Source organism: Paenibacillus pabuli NBRC 13638 (assembly GCF_001514495.1).
Lineage (GTDB): Bacteria > Bacillota > Bacilli > Paenibacillales > Paenibacillaceae > Paenibacillus > Paenibacillus pabuli.
Genome location: NZ_BCNM01000004.1, coordinates 21,394 through 45,834, shown reverse-complemented (window position 1 = coordinate 45,834; position 24,441 = coordinate 21,394). Strand labels below are relative to the sequence as shown.

Sequence of the window (24,441 nt, the reverse complement as noted above, 5' to 3'; positions counted from 1 at the left end):
CCCCGAATGAGAAATCCTGCATTACATTTGGCCCGATGCTTCCAAGAGCAGCTGATTCAGTTCATTCGCATACCGTGACGCTTGGTCCTCCCGCCAATCCAGACGTTCAGCCATGTACTGAATAACTGCCGCTTTATGTTGACGTACTTCGTCAATGCGGAAAAACAAGTCCCCGGTTCGTCTCACCAAAAAGTCTGAAGGTGTCACGGCCATCTCCTCGTCAATGGCATAACTCAGCATCAGCATCAGTTCCTGTGGCATACCGTGCAGTTCGGCTTTTGCCCGCGGATCAGGCATTCGCTCGTACACCGCATCCACATTGGAACCATATCTGCGGGCTAATCGCTCTGCAGCTGACCGGTCGAGTCCCAGTGCGATCCCGTCCTTGATCTTGCGTTCAGCATACGCACCAAAATTAGCGGAGCCTCCCACATCTCCCCCGGAGATCGGCATCTCTTTTGTTATACAAGGGCCAGCGGATTTCCCTGTCTCCTGCTCTAATTGACGTGCAGCCAGATCAACAACCATCTCGGCCATTTTGCGGTATCCGGTTAATTTGCCCCCGGCAATGGTAATCAATCCCGACGGGGCTACCCATACTTCGTCCTTGCGTGAAATTTCGGAAGGCCCTTTGCCTTCCTCATGAATCAACGGGCGTACTCCCGCCCAACCGGACTCCACATCCTCTGCACGAATTCGCACGTCTGGAAACATACCATTGACGGCATCGATGATGTAATCACGATCTGCCTCGGAGATTAACGGGTGTGCAGGATCATCTTCGAAGACCGTATCTGTAGTTCCTACATAGGTTTTACCATCACGCGGGACAGCAAAGACCATTCGTCCATCCGGTGTATCAAAATATACCGCCTGCCTTAACGGGAAACGTGTACCGTCAAATACAAGATGAATACCCTTGGTCATCTGCAACGTTTTCCCTTGACGTGAACCATCGATCTTCCGCAGCTCATCCACCCATGGACCGGACGCATTAATCACCTTGGTTGCCCGCATCTCATAAGATTGACCGCTAATCTGGTCCATAGCCTGAATGCCTACAATAACCCCATTCTCTTTCAGAAATCCTGCTGCTTTTACATAGTTCACGGCTTGTGCACCGCGCTGTACGGCTTCCTTCAACACTTCAATCGTAAGCCTGGCGTCGTCCGTTCGGTATTCCACATAGCGTCCACCACCCAGCAATCCATCCTTGCGCAGCAAGGGCTCACTGTCTAAGACGGCTCCGGCATTTAACATATGGCGCCGCTCACTCCGCTTCACACCTGCAAGCCGGTCATATACCATCAGGCCAACGGACGTGCTGAATCGGCCAAAGGTACCTGCCGTATAGATGGGGAGCAGCATCGGTTCGGGTGTCGTCACGTGTGGTCCATTCTCGTATACCACCGCTCGCTCCCGTCCCACCTCAGCCACCATTTTCACTTCAAACTGCTTCAGATACCGCAGACCGCCATGCACCAGCTTGGTAGAACGGCTGGATGTGCCTGCTGCAAAATCCTGCATTTCCACCAGTGCTGTCTTCAATCCGCGGGATGCTGCATCCAGTGCAATTCCGGCGCCCGTGATTCCCCCACCAATAATCAATATGTCAAAATGTGCATTCGCCATCTGATCCAGATATTTCGTACGTTTTTCCGCCGAGAACGATGCTGTCATCCTGATTCCTCCCATTCATTACCTCTGTATTGCTCCCAAAAGCACAAAAAAAAGACCACGTCATTCGCTTCAGCAATTGCTGAGCGGCACGTGGTCTCTCCCGATCTCCAGACATCATTTTTTAACTTGTGACTTAATCCTATCACACATTTCCGGCGGCGTGAAGGCCTGAAATGACACATTATTCAAAAAAATTTCAAAAAGTTGTTCTGTCTGCGGATGGAATTTCAAACTGATCCACTAATCCTTTATTTTTCCTTTTAGTGGATATATGTTTTACCTTGCCCAGGAAAATAAACCCTGTAAGTTATGCATCATTTTCCACCAATAAATATCATTTATTGTAGAAGTTTAACGAAAAAGTACAAATGCCCATCTCACGTATTATCCACTCATTTGAAGACCATCGCTGCCTTCACCGCACGCTGCCATCCTGCATACAGCCCGGTGCGCTCTTCCTCAGCCATAACCGGATGGAAGACACGCTCCGTATTCTCGTGATTCGCCAATTCATCCGCGCTATTCCAATAGCCAACTGCAAGTCCTGCCAGATAAGCCGCACCTAATGCCGTCGTTTCGTTCACATTGGGACGCTCCACCGGGATATTCAGAATGTCACTCTGGAATTGCATCAGAAAATCATTAGCCGCTGCTCCCCCATCCACGCGCAAGGCATTCACCGGAATACCTGAATCGGATTCCATGGCTTCCAGCACATCCCTGGTCTGATACGCCAGCGCTTCCAGGGTTGCACGAATAAAGTGCTCTTTGGTCGTTCCTCGCGTCAAGCCAAATACCGCTCCCTTCACCTCACTATCCCAGTAAGGGCTCCCCAGGCCCACAAATGCAGGCACCATATATACGCCGTCTGTAGAGGGTACACGTGCCGCATAGTCTTCACTGTCTTTGGAGGAACGAAGCATCCTTAAACCGTCACGCAGCCACTGTACCGCCGAACCGGCGACAAAAATGCTGCCTTCCAGCGCATACTCGATCTTGCCATTCATGCCCCAGGCAATGGTTGTAATCAGCCCATGCTCGGACTGGACCGGTTGTTCTCCGGTATTCATGAGCATGAAGCAACCGGTGCCGTACGTATTTTTCATGCTGCCCTTCGTATAACAGCCCTGACCGAATAATGCCGACTGCTGATCTCCTGCCGCTCCGGCAATCGGAATCCGATGACCGAAGAAGTGATAGTCGACCGTATGTGCGTACACCTCGGATGAACCCCGCACCTCCGGCAGCATCGCTTTGGGAATATTCAGGATCTGCAATAATTCGTCATCCCATTGCAGATCATAGATGTTGTACATTAAGGTACGGGAAGCATTGGATACATCGGTGACATGTGTACCGCCGCTCAGCTTCCAGATCAGCCAGCTGTCAATCGTACCAAAGAGAAGTTCACCCTTTTCTGCACGTTCCCGGGCATCAGGCACATGATCCAGTATCCACTTTACCTTGGTTCCCGAGAAGTAAGGGTCAATGAGTAGACCTGTTTTGCGACGGAAAAGGTCTCCCAGTCCCTTCGTCTTCAACTCCTCACAGATATCAGCCGTTTGTCTGGACTGCCAGACTACTGCGTTATAGATGGGGCGGCCTGTTTCTTTGTCCCATACCACAACCGTTTCCCGCTGATTCGTAATGCCGATACCGGCAATCTGAACCGGCTTGATTCCACTTTCCGCCAGGCACGAAGCCATTACCGCCAGAATGGAGCTCCAGATTTCATTGGCGTTCTGCTCCACCCAGCCCGGCTTGGGAAAGTACTGCGGAAATTCCTGCTGTGCAATATGCACAATCTCCCCGCTTCGGTTAAAGAGAATAGCCCGGGAACTCGTCGTCCCCTGATCTAGAGCCAACATATATTTTTCCATACAGACAACCTCCTGTTGTGGGATTACTGCTTATATTCTGTATGCGATTTCTTGTAGTGCCGAATCAGGTCTACGTTGGAAGTGGTTACCGCGGTAGCTCCGGCCTTCAGCGCCAGTTCAACCTCTTCCGGTGAGCGGATCAACCCGCCTGCAATGATGGGTATACCTGTCCGTATGGATACTTCTGCAATAATATGCGGGATAACACCAGGCAGTACTTCAATATAATCCGGCTGGGTCTTGGACAGCAAAAGATAACTTTTCTCCAACGCATTCGTATCCAGCAGAAAAACACGCTGAATCGCTGTGATTCCTTTCTGTTTCGCCTTCTGAATTACGCTGGCTCGCGTCGAGATCAGTCCTGCCGGGCGAATATGCTGGCATAAATACTCTGCGGCATATTCATCGTTCTTCAGCCCCTGCACCAGATCGGCATGCAGTAATATTTTCTTGTCATGCCGCCGCGCTTCCTCCAGCACACTGTGAAGCTGCGCGATGTGCGTATCCAGCACAACCCCATAGGTGTAAGGGCCTTCTATCATCGCCTCGAACTGCTTCATGCTCTTGGCAGCCGGTAACACATACTGTCCCTCAAATGGCACCTTCGTTCCTCCCGCATACATCAGATGCCTATATTGTATAGTCCGTATGGTGTGAACGGCAAGCGAAGCCAGGATTGTAAGATGATTTCCTGCTTGAGACTGAACTGAACCGTTCCGTTCTCTAAACTCTCTCTAAAGTCAAAAAAGCTGTTCATGTAATCCCCAGAAGGGCATACACAAACAGCTTAAACTGTCCTGTCTATGAAACAGTATGACAAACAGGCTTTAAGGCAAAATCATTTTACATAATCGATCAGGATCAGCCTTTATTTTAAGCCTGGGCGTGCGGAAGCAAGGTTTCCTCTCCTGCCCAGCCATCCGTTTCTGCCAAGTGACCGGAACGGCTCACTTTGGTTTGCAAATATTTTTCGTTGAAGGCCGAACGATCCCCCCACAGCGGAACACGTCCACCTACATTCAGTCCCGCTTCCTGCAAAGCAGCCAGCTTGCGCGGATTGTTGGTGATCAATGTAACAGGTGCTGAACGAAGCGCCCGCAATACGGCAATGGCATCATCATAATTACGAGCATCGTCTGTGAACCCAAGTTGCAGGTTGGCATCAACGGTATCCAGACCTTCCTCTTGCAGCAGGTATGCCATCGCTTTGCTGAACAGACCGATACCGCGGCCCTCATGATTCGCCAAGTAGAACAGTGCGCCTGCTCCGTGAGCTGCAATCATCTTCATGGATTGCTCCAGTTGGAAGCCGCAGTCACAGCGTTTGCTGCCAAAAATATCGCCTGTATGACAGATGCTGTGCATCCGAATCAGCGCTTCCTGGGCTTCGGCAAAGTCACCGTATACCAGTACGCTGGATTGCTGACGTTCTGCCAGTTCGGCAGTAGCGAGCGATTCAATCAACTCGCCGCTCTCCATGGCTTTCTCCGATTTCATCCAGCTGTACCACTGGAAGGTATGTGTCTCGCCATCGAGGTTCACCGGAAGCTTAATCGGCCCAACGAGGTATATAAACTCTTTTCCACTCGGAAAAGTCTGAATTTTGGGGGCAAGCAGTTGAATAATATGAGAATTAATCATTAGTAGTTCCTCCTGTTAAGCCATCTTATATTGATTGATTCGCGCCCCAGACAAAAAAAGGATCACTGGAAGGCATATCGTACGTATCGGAGCATTTTGCAAAAATCCTTAAAGCGACTTCTAATCAGCAAGATATAGATCGAAGTGATCCTATTCGTGTATATCTTGCACCCGTTAGCGTAGGGAATCGAATTATGCAAAATGCTTATCTATATTATTGTCATCATCATTAGTTACTTTATGTAAGCAAGTTTAAAATAAAAATTATATTGTGTCAAGTAACTTTTGTTTTTAAAGTAACTATTGAACACTCCCACCACTTAGCCTTCGCTTGAAGTTGGGGGATTCTTGGGTAATCGAACCTCTTGGTTCGAAGTGGACCAAGCTATTCCTGTGGTTCCCACAGTTCTCGAAGATATTACGATCTATATGGCAACATCCTTAATGTTTCTTTATTATAGCACATACGTTCGGTTTCGAGTACAAAAAGATAGCGATTTATCCCCCGCCTAAAGCTAAAGCTTTTGAGGAGAGGGTCTTCTTTCCTTCATATAATAAATTTATGATACGTGACCGACACAAATTTGTGTTTCATTTCAGGAATATTGGGTATGAGTTTATAAACTGCTCATACACTTATGTTGTAGTCCATCGCACTTCATGCCTCGAACTTAACGATGAGGGGGTTATCACATGATCCGCCGAAAAAGAACATGCTGGACAGCCATTCTGCTAGTCTGTGTCATGCTGGTGAGCGGATGCTCCATCTGGCCGGGACAGAACGATTCATCGAGCAACAAAAAGGTAGCGCTTACATTATGGTACTGGAACCGTTCCATTGATGATAAGCTGATTGCCAAGGCCAAGGAAAAGTTCCCCAATATTGAACTGACTGCCCAGAAAATCGGTGGTGATTTCAAGGCAAAACTCAAAACGACACTCGCTGCGCGCTCCGGTGAGCCAGATATTGTCGCATTGAACGATTGGATCATGGAGCTCTTTCCCAGCGAGGACCGTTTCTATAACCTGTATGATCTCGGCGCGGGCGATGTCGAAGACCAATATCTGGAGTGGAAATGGAAGCAAGGCGTTACACCAGACGGACAGATGATCGGGTTCCCCATGGATACAGGACCAACAGCCCTCTTTTACCGTGCAGATCTGTTTAAGGAAGCCGGATTGCCTTCCGAGCCTGAAGAAGTGGCTCGTCAGATCAACAACTGGGATGCCTATTCCGCTGCCGGAGAACAGATCAAGGAGAAGTTCGGAGGCAAGGTATTTCTAACCGACAATATTGGGACCGTTTACAACCAGGTGCTGTCGCAAGGAACCGAACGGTATTTCCGTCCTGACGGCTCGTTTATCGGCATGGATTCACCACTCGTCAAGCAGAGCTGGGATACCGCCGTATCCTTCAAGCAAAAAGGGCTGCTCGCCAATGCAGACGGCTGGACCCCAGGCTGGAACGCAGCGATGAATAATGGTGAGATTGCTTCCTTTGTGGGGGCAGTCTGGATGAAGCAGGTACTGCAGGAGGCTGCGCCGGATACAGCGGGCAAGTGGCGAGTCACTCGGGCTCCTGGCGGAGATGGCAATAACGGCGGGTCATTCCTGTCCATTTTGAAGTCGAGCAAACACCCAAAAGAAGCGTTCGAAGTCATCCAGTGGCTGCAAAGTCCGGAAAACCAGCTTGAACAGTATAAGACGTTGAACCTGTTTCCTTCAGCTCCGGGCGTGTTTGATACACCGGCGATGAAAGAGGAAGAGCCCTTCTTTGGCGGGCAGGCGACAGGGCCTGTGTTTGCCGAATCAGCACAGCATGTGCCAGAGGCTTTCTTTGGCGAACGATACCCTTCAGTACACAACATCATTACTCGGCGGCTAAATGATATTGCGAAGCAAAATGCCAACCCGGAAAAGGTCTGGCCCGATACGGTGCATCGTGTTGAGCGGGAATTACAGCGTTAACGCAGACACTCTTATGAGATGGCAATCCGCAAAGGAGGAATTCATATGGCTGTAACCGAACCTCGCCTCACTCCGGATCCCGGAACGACAAGTCCAGATTTGGATCGGCAAAAATCACTCTTGTCCCGGATGTGGGAACATCGTGCACTCTATGTGGCGATCTCTCCGTTTTACATTCTGTTCGCCGTGTTTGGACTGTTTCCGATCGGCTTCTCCCTATATCTGGCCTTCCACAAATGGGATGGCATCGGTGTGATGACCTATAACGGACTAAACAATTTCAAATATATGCTGACCGATGCAGAATTCTGGCAAGCGGTGGGTAACACGTTCATGATCTGGATTTACTCCACCATTCCGATGTTGTTCTTTGCCCTGATTGTTGCATTTTTGCTCCATGCACCGTTTGTGAAGTTCCGTACGCTGTTTCGCGTGGGCTATTTCCTGCCGAACGTGACGTCCATCGTGGCCGTCGCGATTATCTTCGGTGCCCTGTTTGCCAACAACTACGGGTTTCTCAACTATCTGCTGCAATCCGTCGGACTTCCTGTGGTGGAATGGCTGAACGCACCTTGGGGCATCAAAGTGGCGATCTCCTCCATGGTGGTCTGGCGCTGGACGGGATACAACGCGGTCATCTATCTGGCTGGTCTTCAGAGCATCCCGCAGACACTGTACGAAGCAGCCAAAATTGATGGTGCATCCGGGATACAGTCTTTTTTCCGAATTACGATTCCGATGCTGCGTCCCGTCATTCTGTTCACCGTCATCACATCGACGATCGGCGGCATGCAGCTGTTCACCGAACCGCAAATTCTCGTAGGTAACGATGGCGGCGCAGGCGCGGCCGGGATGACTATTGTCTTGTACCTTTACCGCGAATCGTTCATTAACAATTACTTCGGGTATGGTGCTGCGGTTGGCTGGGGTATGTTCCTCATTATCGCCCTGTTCTCGATTGTGAACTGGAAGCTCGTTCAAGGCAAGTCATCCTGATGTGACAAGGGGGGAGCGCTCATGACGTCCAAATCTCTCAAATCGCTGGTGTTGTATACCGGTCTTATCGGGGGCATGCTCATTTCCATGTTTCCGTTCTATTGGCTGATTGTAATGTCTACCCGGACGACGTCCGATATCTACAAGTTCCCGCCTCAGCTCTGGTTCGGGGGCGAACTGTGGAACAATATCAGTCGGGTGCTTCAGCAGATTGACTTCTGGGGCGCATTCATGAATACGTTGTTTGTGTCGGGCTTGGTGACGGTATTGGTGCTGTTTTTTGATTCACTGGCGGGGTTTGCGTTTGCGAAGTTTGAATTTCCGGGTAAAAAATGGCTCTTCGTCCTGCTGCTCGCCACCATGATGGTGCCTTCCCAGCTGTCGCTGGTCCCTTCCTTCGTGCTTATGGCAACGTTCGGTTGGGTCGGTTCCTTCAAAGCCCTCATTATTCCGGGCATGGTGAATGCCTTCGGCATCTTCTGGATTCGTCAATATGCCACGGAGTCCATACCGAATGACCTGCTGGATGCCGGGCGAATCGATGGCTGTAATTTCTTCCGGCTCTATTGGAACGTGGCGTTGCCGATTCTGCGGCCTGCGTTTGCCTTCCTTGGCGCGTTCACGTTTATTGGCGTATGGAATGATTATCTCTGGCCACTGATCGTCCTGACGGATGCGCGAAAGTATACTTTGCAGATTGCGCTGTCTCAATTAAACGGTCTGTACAATACGGATTATGCAATGGTAATTGCGGGTACATTGCTGGCTGTTATTCCGCTGATCGTGATGTTCCTGTTCATCAGCCGCCAGTTTATCTCCGATATTGCCGCAGGAGCTGTCAAGGATTAGGCATAGCCATATTTTGATCCATCCCTCAAGTCTGATATTCTTATCTATAGATCAATACCAGATGCCATATAAGTTGGATGAATAGCGACACGTGGACGAAAGGCTTTCTGTACCCGGAGTGTTAACGTGTAACAGCATTCATTTCACTTATATATTCAAGAAAGAGGGATGACAACAATGGCTTCTTCACCCTATATGATCGGCGTAGATATCGGCACCACCTCCACCAAGGCCGTCCTGTTTGAAGAGAACGGAACCATCGTGGCTCAAGGCGGTGCCGATTACCCGCTGTATACCCCTACTCCTGCGATTGCAGAGCAGGATGCGGAAGATATTTTCAAAGCGGTCGTAGAATCGGTTAAACAAGCGACCTCCAAAGCCGGTATCCAACCGGATGAAATCCTGTTTGTCTCATTCAGTTCAGCCATGCACAGCATTCTGCCTGTCGATGCACAGGGCAAACCGCTGATGCGGGCAATGACTTGGGCAGACAATCGCAGTGCCGATTGGACGGAAGCGCTCAAAACCGAAATGAATGGTCATGAAATCTATTTGAGAACCGGTACGCCGATTCATCCGATGTCACCTCTAACCAAAATCATGTGGCTGACCAGAGATCAACCGGAGCTGTTCAAACAGACACACAAATTGATTTCAATGAAAGAATATGTCTTCTATAAATTGTTCTCCGAGTATGTGATTGATCACTCCATGGCCTCTGCCACGGGAATGATGAATCTCGAAAAGCTCGACTGGGACGAGGAAGCTCTACATGTCGCTGGCATCACTCCCGACCATCTGTCCCGCCTTGTGCCAACAACACATGTACTTAAGAAAGGCTTGAATCCTGAGTATGCCAAGGAGATGGGTATTGCGGATACAACACCATTTGTCATCGGGGCAAGTGACGGCGTGCTCTCCAATCTGGGCGTAAACGCCATTGATCCAGGCGTCGTGGCCGTTACGATCGGGACCAGCGGAGCGATTCGGACCGTCGTGGACAAGCCGGTCACTGATCCGAAGGGGCGTTTCTTCTGTTATGCGCTCACTGAGGATGCGTGGGTAATTGGCGGGCCAGTCAACAACGGCGGGGTTATATTCCGTTGGATTCGGGACGAGTTTGCGGCATCCGAGGTCGAGACAGCGAAACGACTCGGGATTGATCCGTATGAAGTATTGACCCGTGTGGCCGAAAATGTACCGCCAGGCTCGGAAGGCCTGCTCTTCCATCCGTACATGACGGGTGAGCGGGCTCCGCTCTGGAATCCGAGTGCACGCGGCTCATTCTTCGGCCTGACGCTGCATCACAAGAAGGAGCATATGATTCGAGCCGCTCTTGAAGGTGTCTTGTTTAACCTGTATACCGTCATGCTGGCGATTGAAGAGAAAATCGGACGTCCCAAAAAGATTCAGGCGACGGGTGGCTTCGCCCGCTCCGAGCTGTGGCGCCAGATGATGGCTGATATTTTCGACCAGGATGTCATCATTCCCGAAAGTATCGAGAGCTCCTGCCTCGGGGCAGCCGTACTGGGGCTGTATGCCCTTGGTCGTATCGATTCCCTCAGTGCCGTCTCCGGCATGATTGGATCGACCCATCGGCATCAGCCAGACCCGGATAGCGTTCGCGTCTACCGCGAACTGCTGCCGATCTTCATCCGCATCTCCCGCAAGTTTGAAGAGGAGTATGCCGATATCGCTGCTTTTCAGAATAAAATGATGAAGAAGTAAGTGGATTGGGTGAGGTTCGTTGGAACTAGCCGTTCACCCTATCCATGCTATGGATGGCCGCCGGGGCTGCGCCCGGTTCCTAATAACATATGACATCCCGATGATCCATCTGGTGCATATTCATGAAGGCTGTCCCCGAGTGCAATGGGGGACGGCCTTTTTCATGCAGGTTTTTTTTCCACAACATATAATAAGAATGATCCGCGTTACTCCTCCGCTCCCTTCACACTTAATAACGTGCTGATGAGCATGTTAAGCAAAATAGTGGCAATCCGCATGCTGAATAAAGAACAAATGATTGACATATGGGCATAACAAAACTCCACAGCATGAAGCTGCTGTGGAGTTATAGGTTGTCTACAGATCACCTGAGAATTACTGGTTATATTTGCTAAATGCGTCCTGATCTGCCTGCACATTTTCCAAATATACAATCAGTCCCGCCTCGTTCACGCGAGCGATATCTATGCCAGTCTTGGCATATACCGTTCCGTCCGCCGCTTGTCCACATACCGCCCAGTTCGTTTGATAGCTGCCGTCCGGTTGAAGTTCCCATTGGTCCCACATATGTTTCACATCGTTATTGTATTCATAGAAAACCTTCATAAAACCATCAAATCCTGTTCTGCGGGTGCCATTAAGCACAATCTCCGCATCCGGTGTAAACAGGGACAACAGATCCTGCATCGCGCGTTCGTCTGTACGGGAAGCGTCAAATAAACGGAAATAGTTGTTTAACATTGTTGTGTTGCTCGTTATGTTGCTCGTTGTGCTCATTCATCTTCCTCCTAAAAGTATACCATCCGGTTTTGCACTTCAGTTCGAAAAATTTCAAACATTGAAAGAGATTGTCGAATATGCTACCGTCATAGATATGAAAACTCCAACAATCCCTATGGCTTCGGAATTGAATCTGACTACAGTCTGCAACGCACTCGGTGATCCGGTACGGATGAAAATTGCACATTGTCTGGCCAGCTCTGGCGAGAAAAACTGTTCCGCCTTCGAAGTAGACCATATCTCCAAATCAACGCTGTCTCATCACATCAAAATCCTGCGCGAAGCAGGCCTTATCCAACCTCGCATTGAAGGCAAACAGCATTTTTATTCTTTGCGAAAGGAAGACTTGAACACCCGTTTCCCCGGTCTTGTGGAACTGATTCTGAATACAACCGAGGAATATGTACATTAAGAAAACCTAAGGCTCATCCCAAACATCATCTAATGGATTGTATAGAGGAGGTTGATTTCTTGGATAAAAAAGCGGCAAAAATTTTGCTTGGCACCTTCTGGGGGAGCGGCGGCTGGAAAACGGCAACTCTCCCCTTCTCGGGGGAAAACTTTGAATATGCCAAAAGTAAAGGCGTCATGTTCGATCCGTTGACTGTTACCCATGATGAGATCATCGCACGTTTGCATGAGATTCATCAGGACAACTCCATCAAGCAACGGGTAGTATCGGCATTTTTACACAGTTTGTCTACCAAAAAAGTATACCTCCGCAGCGCCCTTTCCAGCTGGGCTTTAACATCGCAACTGCCTTTGCATACCTACGAGGAACGCCGCGCGCTGCATGCTAACACCAGCTCCTGCGGGGATTGTAACTTCCTGCATCTGCAATCGGACAAGACGTATACGGACGTCGATCTGAACGTATTGAACTTTGAACGGGTAAAATGGGGCGGGGTTCGCCATAACAACCTGTTATACTGCCTGATGGATCTGGATCTACTGCTGGCTAACAAGGAAGCCGTCTATGAAGTGACTGACGCAGACATCGCTATACTGGTAAGCATGCTTGAAGCAGCGCAGACCTGCGAACCCCATGAGAGCGCACGCGGGTTGGAAAAACGGTGGAAAGGCTTGTTTCCATCCAGCAAACAGGAACGGGACTCGATTCTCGAAATCTGGGGTGCATCCGGTCTACTTGTTCCGCAGGATACACCACGAAAAAGCAGAGGCGGGTACAGCGACTTCCACTTTGCCGCAACTTGGCAGGGCGATGACGGTTATAGGGCAGATGCGGCAATTTCCATCTTCGGCTCCTATCTGCCCCAGAAACTTTAAGCCCTTAACCAGCCCTAGGTCTGTTTAAGCTTGGTTATATGAATGACAAAATACTTAGGTGGATATAGTAAAAAACACTGTAGCTCGAAGGCTTGCAGTGTTTTACTGAAAATTGACTGATAATTTTCCGATAGGCATCAAGAATCAAGACATATTTGAAGGTCGACTTACTAAGTGTGGAATCAATTCACACTTTTCGTTTTATATAATTAGGAACAATTTACTCTTTAATACCCAATTCAACCTCAAGCACCAATTTAACGGATTATGGATTATGGATTATGCATTTAAACTATGCAGTACTAGACACCCCGTCCTGCCCGATTTATTCTAAACTTTTTAACGATTCAATCATATTAATTCGGGATACCTTTCTCCGAAGCATCAAGTTAGAAAGCCCGGTAAGTAAAAATGCAATAATGATTGATATCAGCATAACAAATATATTTATCTGATCTGGGATTTGTTGATGGGTACTCGACAACGCCTCAATAATAACGGAATACATGTATACGCTGATCGGTAGTGCTATAATGACCGCAAAGGTGGTGAGTATCATGTTCTCAGAGAAGATAAGTCGATTTATTTTGTTTTTTTGATAACCTAATACTTTAAGAGTAGCCAGCTCTCGACTCCTTTCATAAATGTTGATAGAGGATATCGTGTAGATGGCACCAAACGAAAGAATGACAGCACTAATGATAAACATAATGAAGATAAAACTATTTTGCTTCATAATAAATTGTGCAGATTTTTTCAAATCATCCTTGTCCGCGATTGTATCTACCTGATTGTCTTGTTCGAAGAACTGTCGGACATTAGTAAGGTCTGCGGCGTTGCTGGCTTTCACTAGAATCGAGGTTGGCTTATAGTCGATGTCAAAACTATTCAGATACGCTATCGAACAAAAGAAAGATGGATTGGAATACTGATTGGATATTTGTGCAACCTTCATATCGACCGTTTTATTTTCAAACGACGGATCGGTAAATCGCATTTGAATCGTGTCCCCTATCGTAACTTTATACTGATTTGCATACGATTTGGGTATCAGCACGCCGCTGTCCATAAGCGTCATCGGATTGTCTTTCTCGTCGAAAAATTGGATAAGAGTATTGTCCTTCTCCGTAACGGTCAACGTGGCATTCTCATGTTCATCGCCCTTGGTAAACTCCACAGGAAAGGTCGATTGGACATAGCTGCTTTTAATCCCGGTGGGTAACTCCACCTTTTCTAGCTCTGCGCCTTTCGTGTATTCGACCTTCAGATCATAGGTATTCACCTCTTCGATCTGGTCCGCGACCCTTTGTAAGGACGTTTGAGTACCGAACGCAGTGATCAACAACACCGTGCTCACCACAACGCCTACCGAGCTTGCTATCGCCTTTTGCTTATTAAGAAAGATGTTTCTCAAAATAAGTTTATTGCTATAGGAAATACGTCCCCACATTTTCGGAAGCCGTTCAATAAGCAGTTTTTTCATCTTCCTCGGCGGTTTGGGCCTCATCGCCTGTGCTGCCTGTTCTCGCAGAATACCTATGCCGCTCAAGTAACAAGCCAGCATGCCGAATGCACTCGAGAACAGGATAGGCATAATGATCGAGAAGGGGGATACGGAGAATGTTATGTTCGGCAACGAGTATGATCTAGCATTTGACGCCTCAATCATTGGAACAAATATGATTGCCGAAACGATACAACCAAGAATGGAACCTATGATACCGACCAGTATCGGGAACCCCATGTAATGGAGCATGATGCTGCTGTTCTTCACTCCTAAAGCCTTCATAATTCCTACCTGGTTCCTTTGCGAATCGATGATCCGAGACATGGTGAGGAAGAGAATGATCGCTTCGATTATAAAGAGAACTAGCGGAATAACCTTACTCATCAATTTATTGTTATAGACTGTTTGTTGAAGCTGCGAGTAACTGAATGTTCGGTCTTTACTTATTTGGCTTACATAAGAAGGCTTTTGGGAATGCGCTTCAACGCTTCGGCCTAATCGGTCTAAATTGTACCCTTCTTCCGCATCGATCAAAACCTCATTATAATAAAGGCTACCTGCAATTCGAGGAATTCCCGTTTCAGCCACATATGCGAATCCGAAAGTTTTATGGTCCTGAGTTTCGTTCTTTTTGGCATATTCCACATTTTCGCCCAGGCCACTAATAGTAAATGCCACATCCTCGTTATTGATGCTTACCTTTATTGGATCCCCGACTCTGTACTGATGTTCACTGGCGTAATGGGAATCAAGCAAGATTTGATCCTTGCGTGATGGAATGTTGCCTTCAATCATCGTAGGCGTATTAATGATATTGTTGGCGGGGATCGAGTGGATCCTTAAGGTAGCTTTCGTATCGCCAAAAGATTGCGTCGCATCAAAGGTGTACCGTCCTTCAACCTTGTTTACTCCTTCAATTTCACCCAACTCCGACGTGTCCTGCCTGGAAATTTGGTCGTAGTAGACGTTCAAGTCACTTAAATTATGTGTTTTAAAGTATTCCATCGTATAAGAGCTAAGATTATTGCTTAACGTGACAAGGCCCGTGTAGAAAAAAGCGCCTATGGTGATAACCAAAACAAAGGCAAGAAATTGACCGATCGATTGCTTGATATCCCTTAATAATTTTTTGAATAATTTCATCACCACTCAATCCCTTCAACGCTTTGTTTATGCTCATTGACCGTTACGCTTTCGATTTTTCCGCTTTTCACTCGAATGATTTTATCCGCCATCGGCACAATCGCGGAGTTATGCGTGACCAGCACAACACACTTTTTCGTTTCCGTATTCAAATCCTGAAGCAGCTTCAAAACGGACTTGCCAGTTACATAATCCAACGCACCAGTCGGCTCATCGCATAGCAATAGCAGAGGGTTCTTTGCAACGGCGCGTGCTATAGCAACTCGCTGCTGTTCTCCTCCGGAGAGCTGGGACGGGAAGTTTTTTATCCGATTATTTAAGCCGACTTTATTTAATATCTCTTTGGCATCCAGATGGTTTTTACATACTTCCGTGGCAAATTCAACGTTTTCTAAAGCATTCAAATTGGGGATTAAGTTATAGAATTGAAAGACAAATCCTACCTTCTCGGCGCGATATCCCGTAAGCTTCTTCTCGTTAAAGCTAGTAATATCCTTATCGCCAACAGTCACTTTACCCGAGGTAGCCGTATCCATACCACCAAGTATATTCAAAATCGTGCTTTTGCCGGCTCCGCTTGCACCTAGAACAACGACGAATTCGCCTTCGTTGATGGAAAAGTCAACGCCGTTCAGCGCCTTAATCGGCACTTCGCCAATTTTGTATTCTTTCGTTACGTTTCTAAATTCGATTAATGTTTTCATAAATTCTCTCTCCTCGTTATCTATTTGTCATACTTCTGGAGCTCCCTTTGGCAAGTATATTTTTATTTATGTAAGTATGTTAGTGTATGAGTATGTCACTCATGTAGCATACTATAATTCCACCACAACCAATTGTCAATAACTGGACTCCGTGTAAAAAAAATCATCACTTGCCCTTCAGAATGATTATTTATTGACAATTTTTCGCATATAAGTTATGTTTTCCTGCTAGATGTGTAACAAACTACAATTGCTGAGTGGTGAGGTAATGAGCGTCACTTTCGACGAAAAGCAGCCAATTTTTCAACAAGTAGCAGATATCATTGAGGACGATATTCTCAACGGAACATACCGAGAGGACGAGCAAATTCTTTCCGTTGCTCAGTTTTCTCAGCTCTTTCAGATCAATCCAGCAACTGTTGTGAAGGGAATCGGCCTGCTCGTAAATGAAGAAATATTGTATAAAAAAAGAGGGCTTGGCATGTATGTCTCGTCTGATGCCAAACAAAAGATTAAGAATAAGCGAAGAAATCGTTTTTATAAAGAATTGCTGTCTAATCTCATTTGTGAAGCTGACAAACTTGAACTGGCAACAGAGGAGATCATTGAGATGATTAAACAATTAAGGAAGGAATGAATTCATTGTGAGCATCTTGGTGAGTTGCGACAAATTAAATAAGAAATATGGTCGAACCTATGCATTACGGGATCTGGATATACAGCTCGAGGAAAACGTTATTTACGGCTTGCTCGGACGAAACGGCGCAGGCAAAACAACCTTGCTAAACATCATAGCAGGCGGACTCTTTGCGAATGATGGCAGCATTGAGGTAAGAGGTAAAAAGCTGGATAAAGGAGCCCTTCCAGAAGATTGCTGTTTCGTACGGGAGAATAACAAGCTATTTGGAGGAGCTCGATTGATTGAGATTTTGCAGTTCGCTGCAAATTTCCATCCTAATTGGGACTGGACGTTTGCTCATAAGCTTCTTCAAACGTTTGAGCTTGATCCCAACAAAAAAATCAAACAGCTCTCAAGAGGCACAGAATCGCTCGTAGGAAACATCATCGGTCTGTCCAGCCGATCGTCGTTGACATTATTTGACGAACCGGTGCTTGGACTTGATGTATTGATGCGGGAAAGGTTTTACAAGGAGCTTTTGGAGGATTATGCCAATCATCCCCGTACGATTTTACTTTCTACGCATTTGATTGATGAAATCGCCCCAATTGCAGAAAGAGTCTATATCATTGATGAGGGCTCCCTCCTGCTTCATGACGAGATGAATCGGATACGGATGGCATCTTATTTGATTCGTGGAAATTCAGATGCCGTAGCTTTGTTTACAAAAGGAAAGCGAGTATTACATACAGAATCTTACGGCCACGGTAAGCTTGCCGCCATCTACGAAAAATTAAACGATGAGGACAGGCTGCAGGCCCGCAAACTAGACATAACTATTGAAAATTTGACGCTTCAGAAGTTTTTTTCGTATTTGATCGAAGGAGGTCGTTAAATTGGGTGCATGGACCGTTCATTTAAAGGCGACCTATTTGCAATTGAGGATTTATATATGGATGGTCATTATTTTAATCCTCCTTGGCAGGTTGGCGGAATTCATTGTTGGCCTCTTTATAGACAACAGTCAAAACACAGGAATCGCGGATGGCAACCTGCTGCTGCTTATTTTGCTCATTTTCGCAATCGTTCTTCCGCTTAGCTATTACAACCGCATTGTACATTTAGGAGCAAGCCGAAAACAATATTTTCTCGGGCTTCAATTCGTTTATGCCGTGTGGGCAGTGGCCATCGCTTTATTCAATTCTTTATGGTCTATGCTTGAAGTGAATGTACTCCACAAAAACACCGTAAATCTTATTGAAGCGTTTCATTGGAATGAATTCGGCGTTGTAGGTTCTTTTCTCTATCAAACCATTTTTTATTTGATGACGATGGCGCTCCTAAGCATGCTGATCTCCGGCTACCACCACCTTGTCGATTGGCTGCTGTGGGCGCTATTCATTGTGGCGATTCCAACCGGAACAGCGATTCCTGCCCTACGCGCTCATGTTGTTTCTTTTTTTGAAGCATTGTTATTCAACGGCTCACTGCTCAAGGGTGTCGGATTTAATCTTGCGCTTTTCATCGTTTTCGTGGCCGGTGGTTGGTTTTTCACAAAGGGGAGAACAAACTAAACTAGCTGGGTAGAAGCTTAGGTTACAATAATGACATCGACAGATTTCCTGTTTAGCTCGTATAATAGGGGGAAATGGGAAGATAGGAGTGAATCAAGCGAAGTTATGGTATACATACTGGCTTTTATGCTGTCTTTTGCTGTCGTGGTTCTGCTTATTCCGCCGCTCGGTCGACTGGCACATCGGCTTGATTTTGTGGACAAGCCACGAGAAGATGTGGAGCGCAAGCTGCACAGGCAGCCCATTCCACTGACAGCGAGTTACGCGATATTTACTGGATTCTTCCTGACATACATTGCTCTTACGAAAGAAATTTCATGGGAAACTGCCGCCCTGGTCGCTGGGGGTATGCTCCTGTTAACAATTGGCACAGTCGATGACTGGTACAAAACCAAAGGCAAAGACTTTCCTGCCCTGCCGAAAATGATCATTCAGGTCTCGGCGGCAGTGCTCGTATTTGCTTCCGGCATTGCGTTCACCGGGTTCGTGAATCCTTTGAATTCCGAATATATTATGCTCCCGATCTGGCTGCAATTCATTCTGACGATCCTGTGGATCTTCGGTGTGACGACAGTTATTAACTTCACGGATGGCATGGACGGACTGGCCGGTGGTTTGTCAGCCATCTCAGCCATTACACTGTTTATCGTTGCAATAACCAAAGGCCAAACCGATTCTGCCCTCATGGCCATTACGCTGGTAGGTGTAACCCTTGGTTATCTGAAATATAACAAAGCGCCAGCCAAAGTGTTTATGGGAGATGCAGGGGCTACGTTTCTTGGCTTCATCCTGGCGGTAATCGCCCTGGACGGTGCTTTCAAACAAGCGACCATGCTGTCCATCTTCATCCCGATTTTGGCGCTTGGTGTACCGATCTTCGACAACATTTTTGTGGTCATCAAACGTTTCATTCAAGGCAAAGCCATCTATCAGGCAGATGCAAGTCAAGCTCACTATCGCTTGCTGCGTGCAGGTCTGAATCACAATCAGGTGGTTGGTGTCCTGTATCTCGTCAGCACATGCCTCTGTCTGTCCTCCATTATTCTGATGTTAGTTGAGCTGTGAATAGTATAAACAAACAAGGAAGCAACCTTCACTACCGTGAGGGTTGCTTCCTTGTTTGCGGTGAATCACTAATCAATAGCTCCTGCACCAAAATTAAGATTTAACAGCCCCGGCCATGGCGCCTCCAACAATGAAGCGTTGCAAAGAAACGTACAGTATAGCCAACGGCAATGTAACGATAAGAATACCACAGGCGAGCAGCGGCCAGTTGTTCATGTATTGTCCATAGAATGTGAAGAGTCCTTTGGTTACAGGCTGATAATTCGGATCAGACAAATAAATGGTAGGTCCAATAATATCATTCCATACGCCAATTGCCGTGAGAATAATGCCTGTTGCCAGTATAGGCTTCATTAATGGAACAAGGATGGTGAACAGATACCTTGTATATCCGCAGCCGTCCATGGCGGCCGCCTCATCCAATTCACGCGATATTGATTTGATATAACCCACAAACATCAGAAACGCAATGCCCGTACCCGTCGTCTTCAGTAAGATGTACCCGATTTGGGTGTTGTAGAGACCCAGATTATTGATCAGGGAAAACTGCGGAATGAGCGGGTTGGGAAGATACATGGAGATCAGAAAGAAAATATAAATGAATGTGCTGAACTTAACGTATCTGCGTGCGAGCGGGAATGCAGCAAATACAGACAAAATCAACGTCAGCAGGGTGGACATCCCTGTATAGAACACACTGTTCCACATATACTGCGAGAAGTTTCCTTTATTCCAAGCTTCGGAAAAGTTCTCAAGCCGGATTCCTTCGGTAAGGGCTACAGGATCAAGCAAATACTCTGTCTGTGTCTTCATGGACACATTGAACAGATAGAACAGAGGGAAAACGTACAACGCAAGCATAAGCAGGACGATGACGTAGCTGACAACTCTCGACGTTTGGCTCTGCTTCATTACGCTTCCACCTCTCTTCTGCGAAGATAGAATAGTGCAACCATCGATATCGTAAATACAAAGAGGAACTGAATCATCGCGACGGCCGAAGCCAATCCGTAATCCGCCGTTCCGGTGCCAAACGCCGTAGCATATACATCAAATGCAAGCGTCGTTGTATTGAACTTACCACCCGTGAGTACATATATAATGTCAAAGGTTTGCAAAGCTCCGATGATGGACAACAGCATGTTGACCGTGAATGAAGGAGCGATCATCGGGAATGTAATGTTTGTAAATGCTTTCCACCCCGAAGCACCATCCATGTAACCCGCCTCATACAGATCGCTCGGAATGGATTGCAGACCTGCAAGAAAAATCGTCATGGAGTAGCCCATATACATCCAGATCTGAACAAAAATAATCAATTCAAAGGCAACATTATAATCGCCAAAAAAGTTGGAACTGGTGCCAAAGAAATTCAGAAGCGACTGGGCGGGTCCACCCAGCGGATTCGCAACAAGCTGCCAAATGAGTCCGGATACCGTAACACCCAGCACCACCGGTAAAAAGAAGACCGCACGATATAATTTATCGCCTTTAAGCTTCTTATTGATCAAGATCGCCATGAACAAGCCCACTGCATTTTGTATGATCACGACAGCAAACGCAAAATATAGGGATCGCCCAATAGCATCCATTCGGTCTCCCGCATTGGATGCACCAAAAAATGTTTTATAATTTTCAAAGCCGATAAAGCTCCATTCCTGGCCCCGAACGCCAGTAGCATCCGTAAACGAAAACAGTACCGTCACAAGTGATGGACCGAAGCCAAACACGACATAAAGCAGTAATGGGATGCTCAAATACAGATAAGGAATCAGCCGCGCCTTACCTTTTCCAAACGGATACATTGTCCTCACACCTTTCATGGGGTAAAACTAAGACAAAGGAAAACCGGAATAACAGCCTGGTCGGGCCTGAAGGCTCTGACCCGAGCGCTATTCCGGCGCATGCGGCACATCTTGTGCCATGAACGTTAATTTACTTTGGAGCAGCAGCGTCCCAATCCGCTTGTGACTTACCAGCAAGCTCTTCCGGTGTTGCAATCGGTCCGGCAGGCTTAAGCATCTCAGCGTGAACGCTGGCCTCGGCAATGTACTGTCCTACATTCTGACGGTTAATGAACAACTGATCCCAGGAAAGCTTGAAGTCTTCCAGATAGGGCTGAATCCCTTTGATAAACTCACTCGTCATTTCCACATCAGGCTGTGTCGGCAGGAATCCGGCTGCATTCACAAAGTCCGTGTAGTTCTCTTTCTCCGATAACATTTCGAGCCATTTCATTGCGTAATCCTTGTTCGGTGATTTATCCACCACCATCCAGGTCATATCGTATTTACCAGCCAGATTTTGGTTCTTGGCAGCATCGTTGCTACCCGGAATTGGGAAATACCCGAACTTCAGATCAGGGTTTGCCGTTTGAATCGTCGTTGCATCCCAAGTGCCGTCAGCAATCATGGCAACCTTTCCTGAGGCGAACAAACTTGGCAATGTTCCATAGTCCACACCCATGAAGCCAGGCATTGCGCTGTTCATCAAAATCTGAGATTTCTGCAATACTTCGATTTGGATCGGATCAGTCAGCTTGGATTCGCCAGTCCACAGACCTTTGATATAAGCAAGCTGATCATCATGAATAGAAGCCTGAAGACCTTGCACTGCGAGGCCTATTGGCCACACATCCTTGCCTGCCAGACCCAGGGCTTCTACGCCGTTATCTTTAAACACTTTGATGACATTTTGCAATTCATCCCAGGTTGAAGGCACTTCCAGATTATATTTTGCGAAAAGGTCCTTGTTGTAGAACAGTCCTGTGAAAGCCACTTTACCCATGTTTACACCATACACTTTGTCGTTGTACGTCATTGCGTTCTGGACATCAGCTTCATTGTAGTTTTTGATAAATGATTGATCAGACAAGTCACTGATCAGCCCTGCATCAACCCATTGCTTCCACATCGGATCAGCAGCGCCCTTGGACCATTCCTGCGGAGCGCCTACAAAGCTCGATTTGAGCGGAATGATATCCACATCTCCGTTGTTACCAGCATTCATCCGTGTTTGCATCAACTGATCATAAGTTGCGTCTGCCGGAACTGTTGTATATTCCACCTTTACATCCGGATATTTTTCTTCAAATTTCTTATTGAACTCTTTGATGTAGTTGTTAATATTCTCTTGCTGCCAATGAATGATCTTCAAAGTCACTTTTTTGCTGCCATCTGCAGTCTGGTTACCTTCTGATTCAGTAGAGCCGCTGCCACAAGCGGCAAGTACGAACAGTAAAGCGGTTACAAGTGAAATGGATAAAATCTTTTTCTTCATATCGCTTCCCCCAACCATTTAAGATCGATTTACGAAATCAGTTTCGTAATTTACAACCTCATTATGACTCTACCTGATAAATTTGTAAATAGTTTATTTACTTTTTTTCAATTTATTAGATGGAAACCGCTCTGAACCAAGGGTTGCTGCATCTTTTTCTCACTTATAACCGCACTCACTTTTACGAAACCCGGATGCATACAATATGTTTTGCTGCAAAATATAATACTGATTCCCCCTTTAAAATGGCATCAAATCTCTAAAAATGTAAGGCGGGTCAGCTAAAATGTGACTGAATTTTCGCAATATTTATTGCTAAGTATATAAATTCCATTGATGTATACTATTCTAGCTTGGAAACACCCCTGTACTGTTGACTCTCCGGTCGTTGTAGCATAAAATACTTGCAAGAAAACAAAAACGATACAGCAGCAGTTTACGAAACTAGTTTAGAATCCGAGGGATGTAAATGAATATCAAAACGGTAGCCCGTTTAGCCGACGTGTCTGTAGCAACGGTATCCAAGATCATCAACAACTATCCAGATATCGGCGAGGAGACTCGCCAACGAGTGCTCAAGATTATGGAAGAGACCGGCTATCGTCCTTCTTCTTCAGCCAAAACGCTCGCGACCAAAAAATCCAACCTCGTTGGCGTTGTATTTGCAGGGAAACTGAACGTCGATTTCAGTCACCCTTTCTTTGTAGAAGTCATCAACGCTTTTAAAAAACAGATTGGCTTGCTTGGATATGATCTGCTCTTCTTCTCCAATGAGAAATTTCTGGATCAGGGCGAGGACTACTTGGCGCGATCAAAGTATTTTCAAGTAGATGGCTGCATTATTATTGCAGGGGATGAAGTTGAGAGCAGTGTATTCGACCTTGATGCCAGCCCCATTCCTTGTATCGGAATTGACATCGAACTGACAGGACAGAGCTCCTGTTACATCATGTCGGATAACGAGAAGATCTCAACCAAGGTCGTAGAGCAATTTTATATGAACGGTTACCGGGAAATCGGTTTTATCGGACTAGAGCGGGCTTCTCTAGTGATGCAACAGAGGGAGGAGGCTTTCAAACGTTCCCTAAAGCAGTTTAGTCTTGAGGAGAACCCCGAATGGGTGGTATACAGCAAAGATTATGCCGCGGTGGACGGATACGAAGTCGCAAAAAAAATGCTCACCTGTGACGTCCTGCCACGAGCTGTGTTTGCAGCCACGGATCTGCTCGCATTCGGAGCTATCCGCGCCTTTAGGGAAGCGGGGCTGCGCATTCCGGAGGATATTGCCGTTGCAGGTTGCGACGATATCGAGGCCTGCCGTTATACCGATCCGCCGCTAACCACCGTCAAGCAGGATACCGACAAAATTGGACGCCTCGCTGCCATGATTCTGTTCGATCTGATGAACAAACAGATGGATAACCGCTGCATTAAAGTAGAGCCGGAACTGGTTCTGCGTCAATCCTGCGGCACAGCTATGCTGCTGGAACAGGAGTTCTGAGCGATGTAGTTGTTTGGTCTGTAGCAGATCCATCGTTTGCACCCTGCATCATCAAACCCATTGCTAAATATAACGAGACGCCAGCAGAGTAGATGTCTGCCGTTCTGGTACTGCCCTGTCGAAGACCGCGAACCAGAACCAGGGTAACCAAAACAGGCATGACAAAAACGAGCCTTGGAATGACTCCCATGGCTCGTTTGGCGTTTAGAGAGAACCGACATTCTCTCCAGAATGTTGTTA

The 24,441-nt window shown here is 47.0% G+C and carries 22 protein-coding genes; 11 read left to right on the top strand and 11 right to left on the bottom strand.

From position 1 onward, the window contains the following. Positions 1–21 precede the first annotated feature (21 nt). The 4 genes from PPA03S_RS07340 to PPA03S_RS07325 all read right to left on the bottom strand — a co-directional run bounded on the left by PPA03S_RS07340 (position 22) and on the right by PPA03S_RS07325 (position 5,201). Positions 22–1,680, bottom strand: coding sequence for a glycerol-3-phosphate dehydrogenase/oxidase (locus PPA03S_RS07340; RefSeq protein WP_062321361.1), 1,659 nt, complete (start codon positions 1,678–1,680; stop codon positions 22–24). Positions 1,681–2,072: 392 nt separating this feature from the next. Next, on the bottom strand, positions 2,073–3,560 hold the full coding sequence (gene glpK, locus PPA03S_RS07335; RefSeq protein WP_062321359.1) for a glycerol kinase GlpK: 1,488 nt from the start codon (positions 3,558–3,560) through the stop codon (positions 2,073–2,075). A 23-nt stretch (positions 3,561–3,583) separates the two neighbouring features. Continuing rightward, positions 3,584–4,162, bottom strand: a complete 579-nt coding sequence (locus PPA03S_RS07330) for a glycerol-3-phosphate responsive antiterminator (RefSeq protein ID WP_062321358.1) — start codon at positions 4,160–4,162, stop codon at positions 3,584–3,586. Between the two features lie 271 nt (positions 4,163–4,433). Continuing rightward, entirely contained in the window at positions 4,434–5,201 is a 768-nt protein-coding gene (locus tag PPA03S_RS07325; RefSeq protein WP_062321355.1) for a GTP cyclohydrolase II, read from the bottom strand. A 693-nt stretch (positions 5,202–5,894) separates the two neighbouring features. Here PPA03S_RS07325 and PPA03S_RS07320 point away from each other — a divergent pair. From PPA03S_RS07320 to gntK, 4 genes are all read left to right on the top strand, one after another. Continuing rightward, positions 5,895–7,169 (top strand): ABC transporter substrate-binding protein, encoded by a 1,275-nt coding sequence (locus tag PPA03S_RS07320; RefSeq protein WP_062321354.1) that lies wholly within the window; start codon positions 5,895–5,897, stop codon positions 7,167–7,169. Positions 7,170–7,298: 129 nt separating this feature from the next. Then, positions 7,299–8,165 carry a carbohydrate ABC transporter permease gene (locus PPA03S_RS07315; RefSeq protein ID WP_053782902.1) on the top strand — a complete coding sequence of 289 codons (867 nt, stop codon included), beginning with the start codon at positions 7,299–7,301 and terminating at the stop codon, positions 8,163–8,165. Positions 8,166–8,186: 21 nt separating this feature from the next. After that, positions 8,187–9,014 (top strand): carbohydrate ABC transporter permease, encoded by an 828-nt coding sequence (locus PPA03S_RS07310; RefSeq protein WP_062321352.1) that lies wholly within the window; start codon positions 8,187–8,189, stop codon positions 9,012–9,014. A gap of 177 nt (positions 9,015–9,191) precedes the next feature. Beyond that, positions 9,192–10,742 (top strand): gluconokinase, encoded by a 1,551-nt coding sequence (gene gntK, locus PPA03S_RS07305; protein ID WP_174532114.1) that lies wholly within the window; start codon positions 9,192–9,194, stop codon positions 10,740–10,742. Between the two features lie 375 nt (positions 10,743–11,117). On the opposite strand, the gene PPA03S_RS07300 is transcribed toward gntK, so the two are convergent. Then, positions 11,118–11,519 (bottom strand): hypothetical protein, encoded by a 402-nt coding sequence (locus PPA03S_RS07300; protein ID WP_062321348.1) that lies wholly within the window; start codon positions 11,517–11,519, stop codon positions 11,118–11,120. A gap of 97 nt (positions 11,520–11,616) precedes the next feature. On the opposite strand from PPA03S_RS07300, the gene PPA03S_RS07295 reads away from it, so the two are divergent. Together PPA03S_RS07295 and PPA03S_RS07290 are read left to right on the top strand one after the other, a co-directional pair. Further along, positions 11,617–11,934, top strand: coding sequence for an ArsR/SmtB family transcription factor (locus PPA03S_RS07295; RefSeq protein WP_062321346.1), 318 nt, complete (start codon positions 11,617–11,619; stop codon positions 11,932–11,934). Between the two features lie 59 nt (positions 11,935–11,993). Beyond that, the gene (locus tag PPA03S_RS07290) at positions 11,994–12,809 is read left to right on the top strand and encodes a hypothetical protein (RefSeq protein ID WP_062321344.1); all 816 of its coding nucleotides are present in this window, start codon (positions 11,994–11,996) and stop codon (positions 12,807–12,809) included. Positions 12,810–13,134: 325 nt separating this feature from the next. Here PPA03S_RS07290 and PPA03S_RS07285 read toward each other — a convergent pair whose 3' ends face one another. Together PPA03S_RS07285 and PPA03S_RS07280 are read right to left on the bottom strand one after the other, a co-directional pair. Then, on the bottom strand, positions 13,135–15,459 hold the full coding sequence (locus tag PPA03S_RS07285) for an ABC transporter permease (protein ID WP_062321341.1): 2,325 nt from the start codon (positions 15,457–15,459) through the stop codon (positions 13,135–13,137). After that, positions 15,459–16,163, bottom strand: a complete 705-nt coding sequence (locus PPA03S_RS07280) for an ABC transporter ATP-binding protein (RefSeq protein ID WP_062321339.1) — start codon at positions 16,161–16,163, stop codon at positions 15,459–15,461. The genes PPA03S_RS07285 and PPA03S_RS07280 overlap by 1 nt, the downstream gene beginning before the upstream one ends. 268 nt (positions 16,164–16,431) lie before the next feature. On the opposite strand from PPA03S_RS07280, the gene PPA03S_RS07275 reads away from it, so the two are divergent. The 4 genes from PPA03S_RS07275 (at position 16,432) to PPA03S_RS07260 (ending at position 19,421) form a co-directional block, all read left to right on the top strand. Further along, complete coding sequence (locus PPA03S_RS07275) at positions 16,432–16,800, top strand: GntR family transcriptional regulator (RefSeq protein ID WP_024629852.1); 369 nt, start codon at positions 16,432–16,434, stop codon at positions 16,798–16,800. A gap of 19 nt (positions 16,801–16,819) precedes the next feature. After that, the gene (locus tag PPA03S_RS07270) at positions 16,820–17,677 is read left to right on the top strand and encodes an ATP-binding cassette domain-containing protein (RefSeq protein ID WP_245683544.1); all 858 of its coding nucleotides are present in this window, start codon (positions 16,820–16,822) and stop codon (positions 17,675–17,677) included. A 1-nt stretch (position 17,678) separates the two neighbouring features. Next, on the top strand, positions 17,679–18,356 hold the full coding sequence (locus PPA03S_RS07265) for a hypothetical protein (protein WP_062321336.1): 678 nt from the start codon (positions 17,679–17,681) through the stop codon (positions 18,354–18,356). Between the two features lie 105 nt (positions 18,357–18,461). Next, positions 18,462–19,421, top strand: a complete 960-nt coding sequence (locus PPA03S_RS07260) for an MraY family glycosyltransferase (RefSeq protein WP_062321333.1) — start codon at positions 18,462–18,464, stop codon at positions 19,419–19,421. Between the two features lie 93 nt (positions 19,422–19,514). Here the strand turns inward: PPA03S_RS07260 and PPA03S_RS07255 are convergent, their stop codons facing one another. From PPA03S_RS07255 to PPA03S_RS07245, 3 genes are all read right to left on the bottom strand, one after another. Next, entirely contained in the window at positions 19,515–20,333 is an 819-nt protein-coding gene (locus tag PPA03S_RS07255; RefSeq protein ID WP_062321332.1) for a carbohydrate ABC transporter permease, read from the bottom strand. After that, positions 20,333–21,226: a carbohydrate ABC transporter permease gene (locus tag PPA03S_RS07250; RefSeq protein WP_062321330.1), complete on the bottom strand. Its 894-nt coding sequence runs from the start codon at positions 21,224–21,226 to the stop codon at positions 20,333–20,335. Before PPA03S_RS07250 ends, PPA03S_RS07255 begins: the two co-directional genes overlap by 1 nt. Positions 21,227–21,356: 130 nt before the next feature. Continuing rightward, on the bottom strand, positions 21,357–22,700 hold the full coding sequence (locus PPA03S_RS07245; protein ID WP_062321328.1) for an ABC transporter substrate-binding protein: 1,344 nt from the start codon (positions 22,698–22,700) through the stop codon (positions 21,357–21,359). A 469-nt stretch (positions 22,701–23,169) separates the two neighbouring features. Between PPA03S_RS07245 and PPA03S_RS07240 the strand changes: the two genes are divergently transcribed. Then, the gene (locus tag PPA03S_RS07240; RefSeq protein WP_062321325.1) at positions 23,170–24,201 is read left to right on the top strand and encodes a LacI family DNA-binding transcriptional regulator; all 1,032 of its coding nucleotides are present in this window, start codon (positions 23,170–23,172) and stop codon (positions 24,199–24,201) included. Here the strand turns inward: PPA03S_RS07240 and PPA03S_RS33240 are convergent. After that, on the bottom strand, positions 24,176–24,391 hold the full coding sequence (locus PPA03S_RS33240) for a hypothetical protein (RefSeq protein WP_167665996.1): 216 nt from the start codon (positions 24,389–24,391) through the stop codon (positions 24,176–24,178). The two genes, PPA03S_RS07240 and PPA03S_RS33240, sit on opposite strands and share 26 nt — an antisense overlap. Positions 24,392–24,441: the final 50 nt, after the last annotated feature.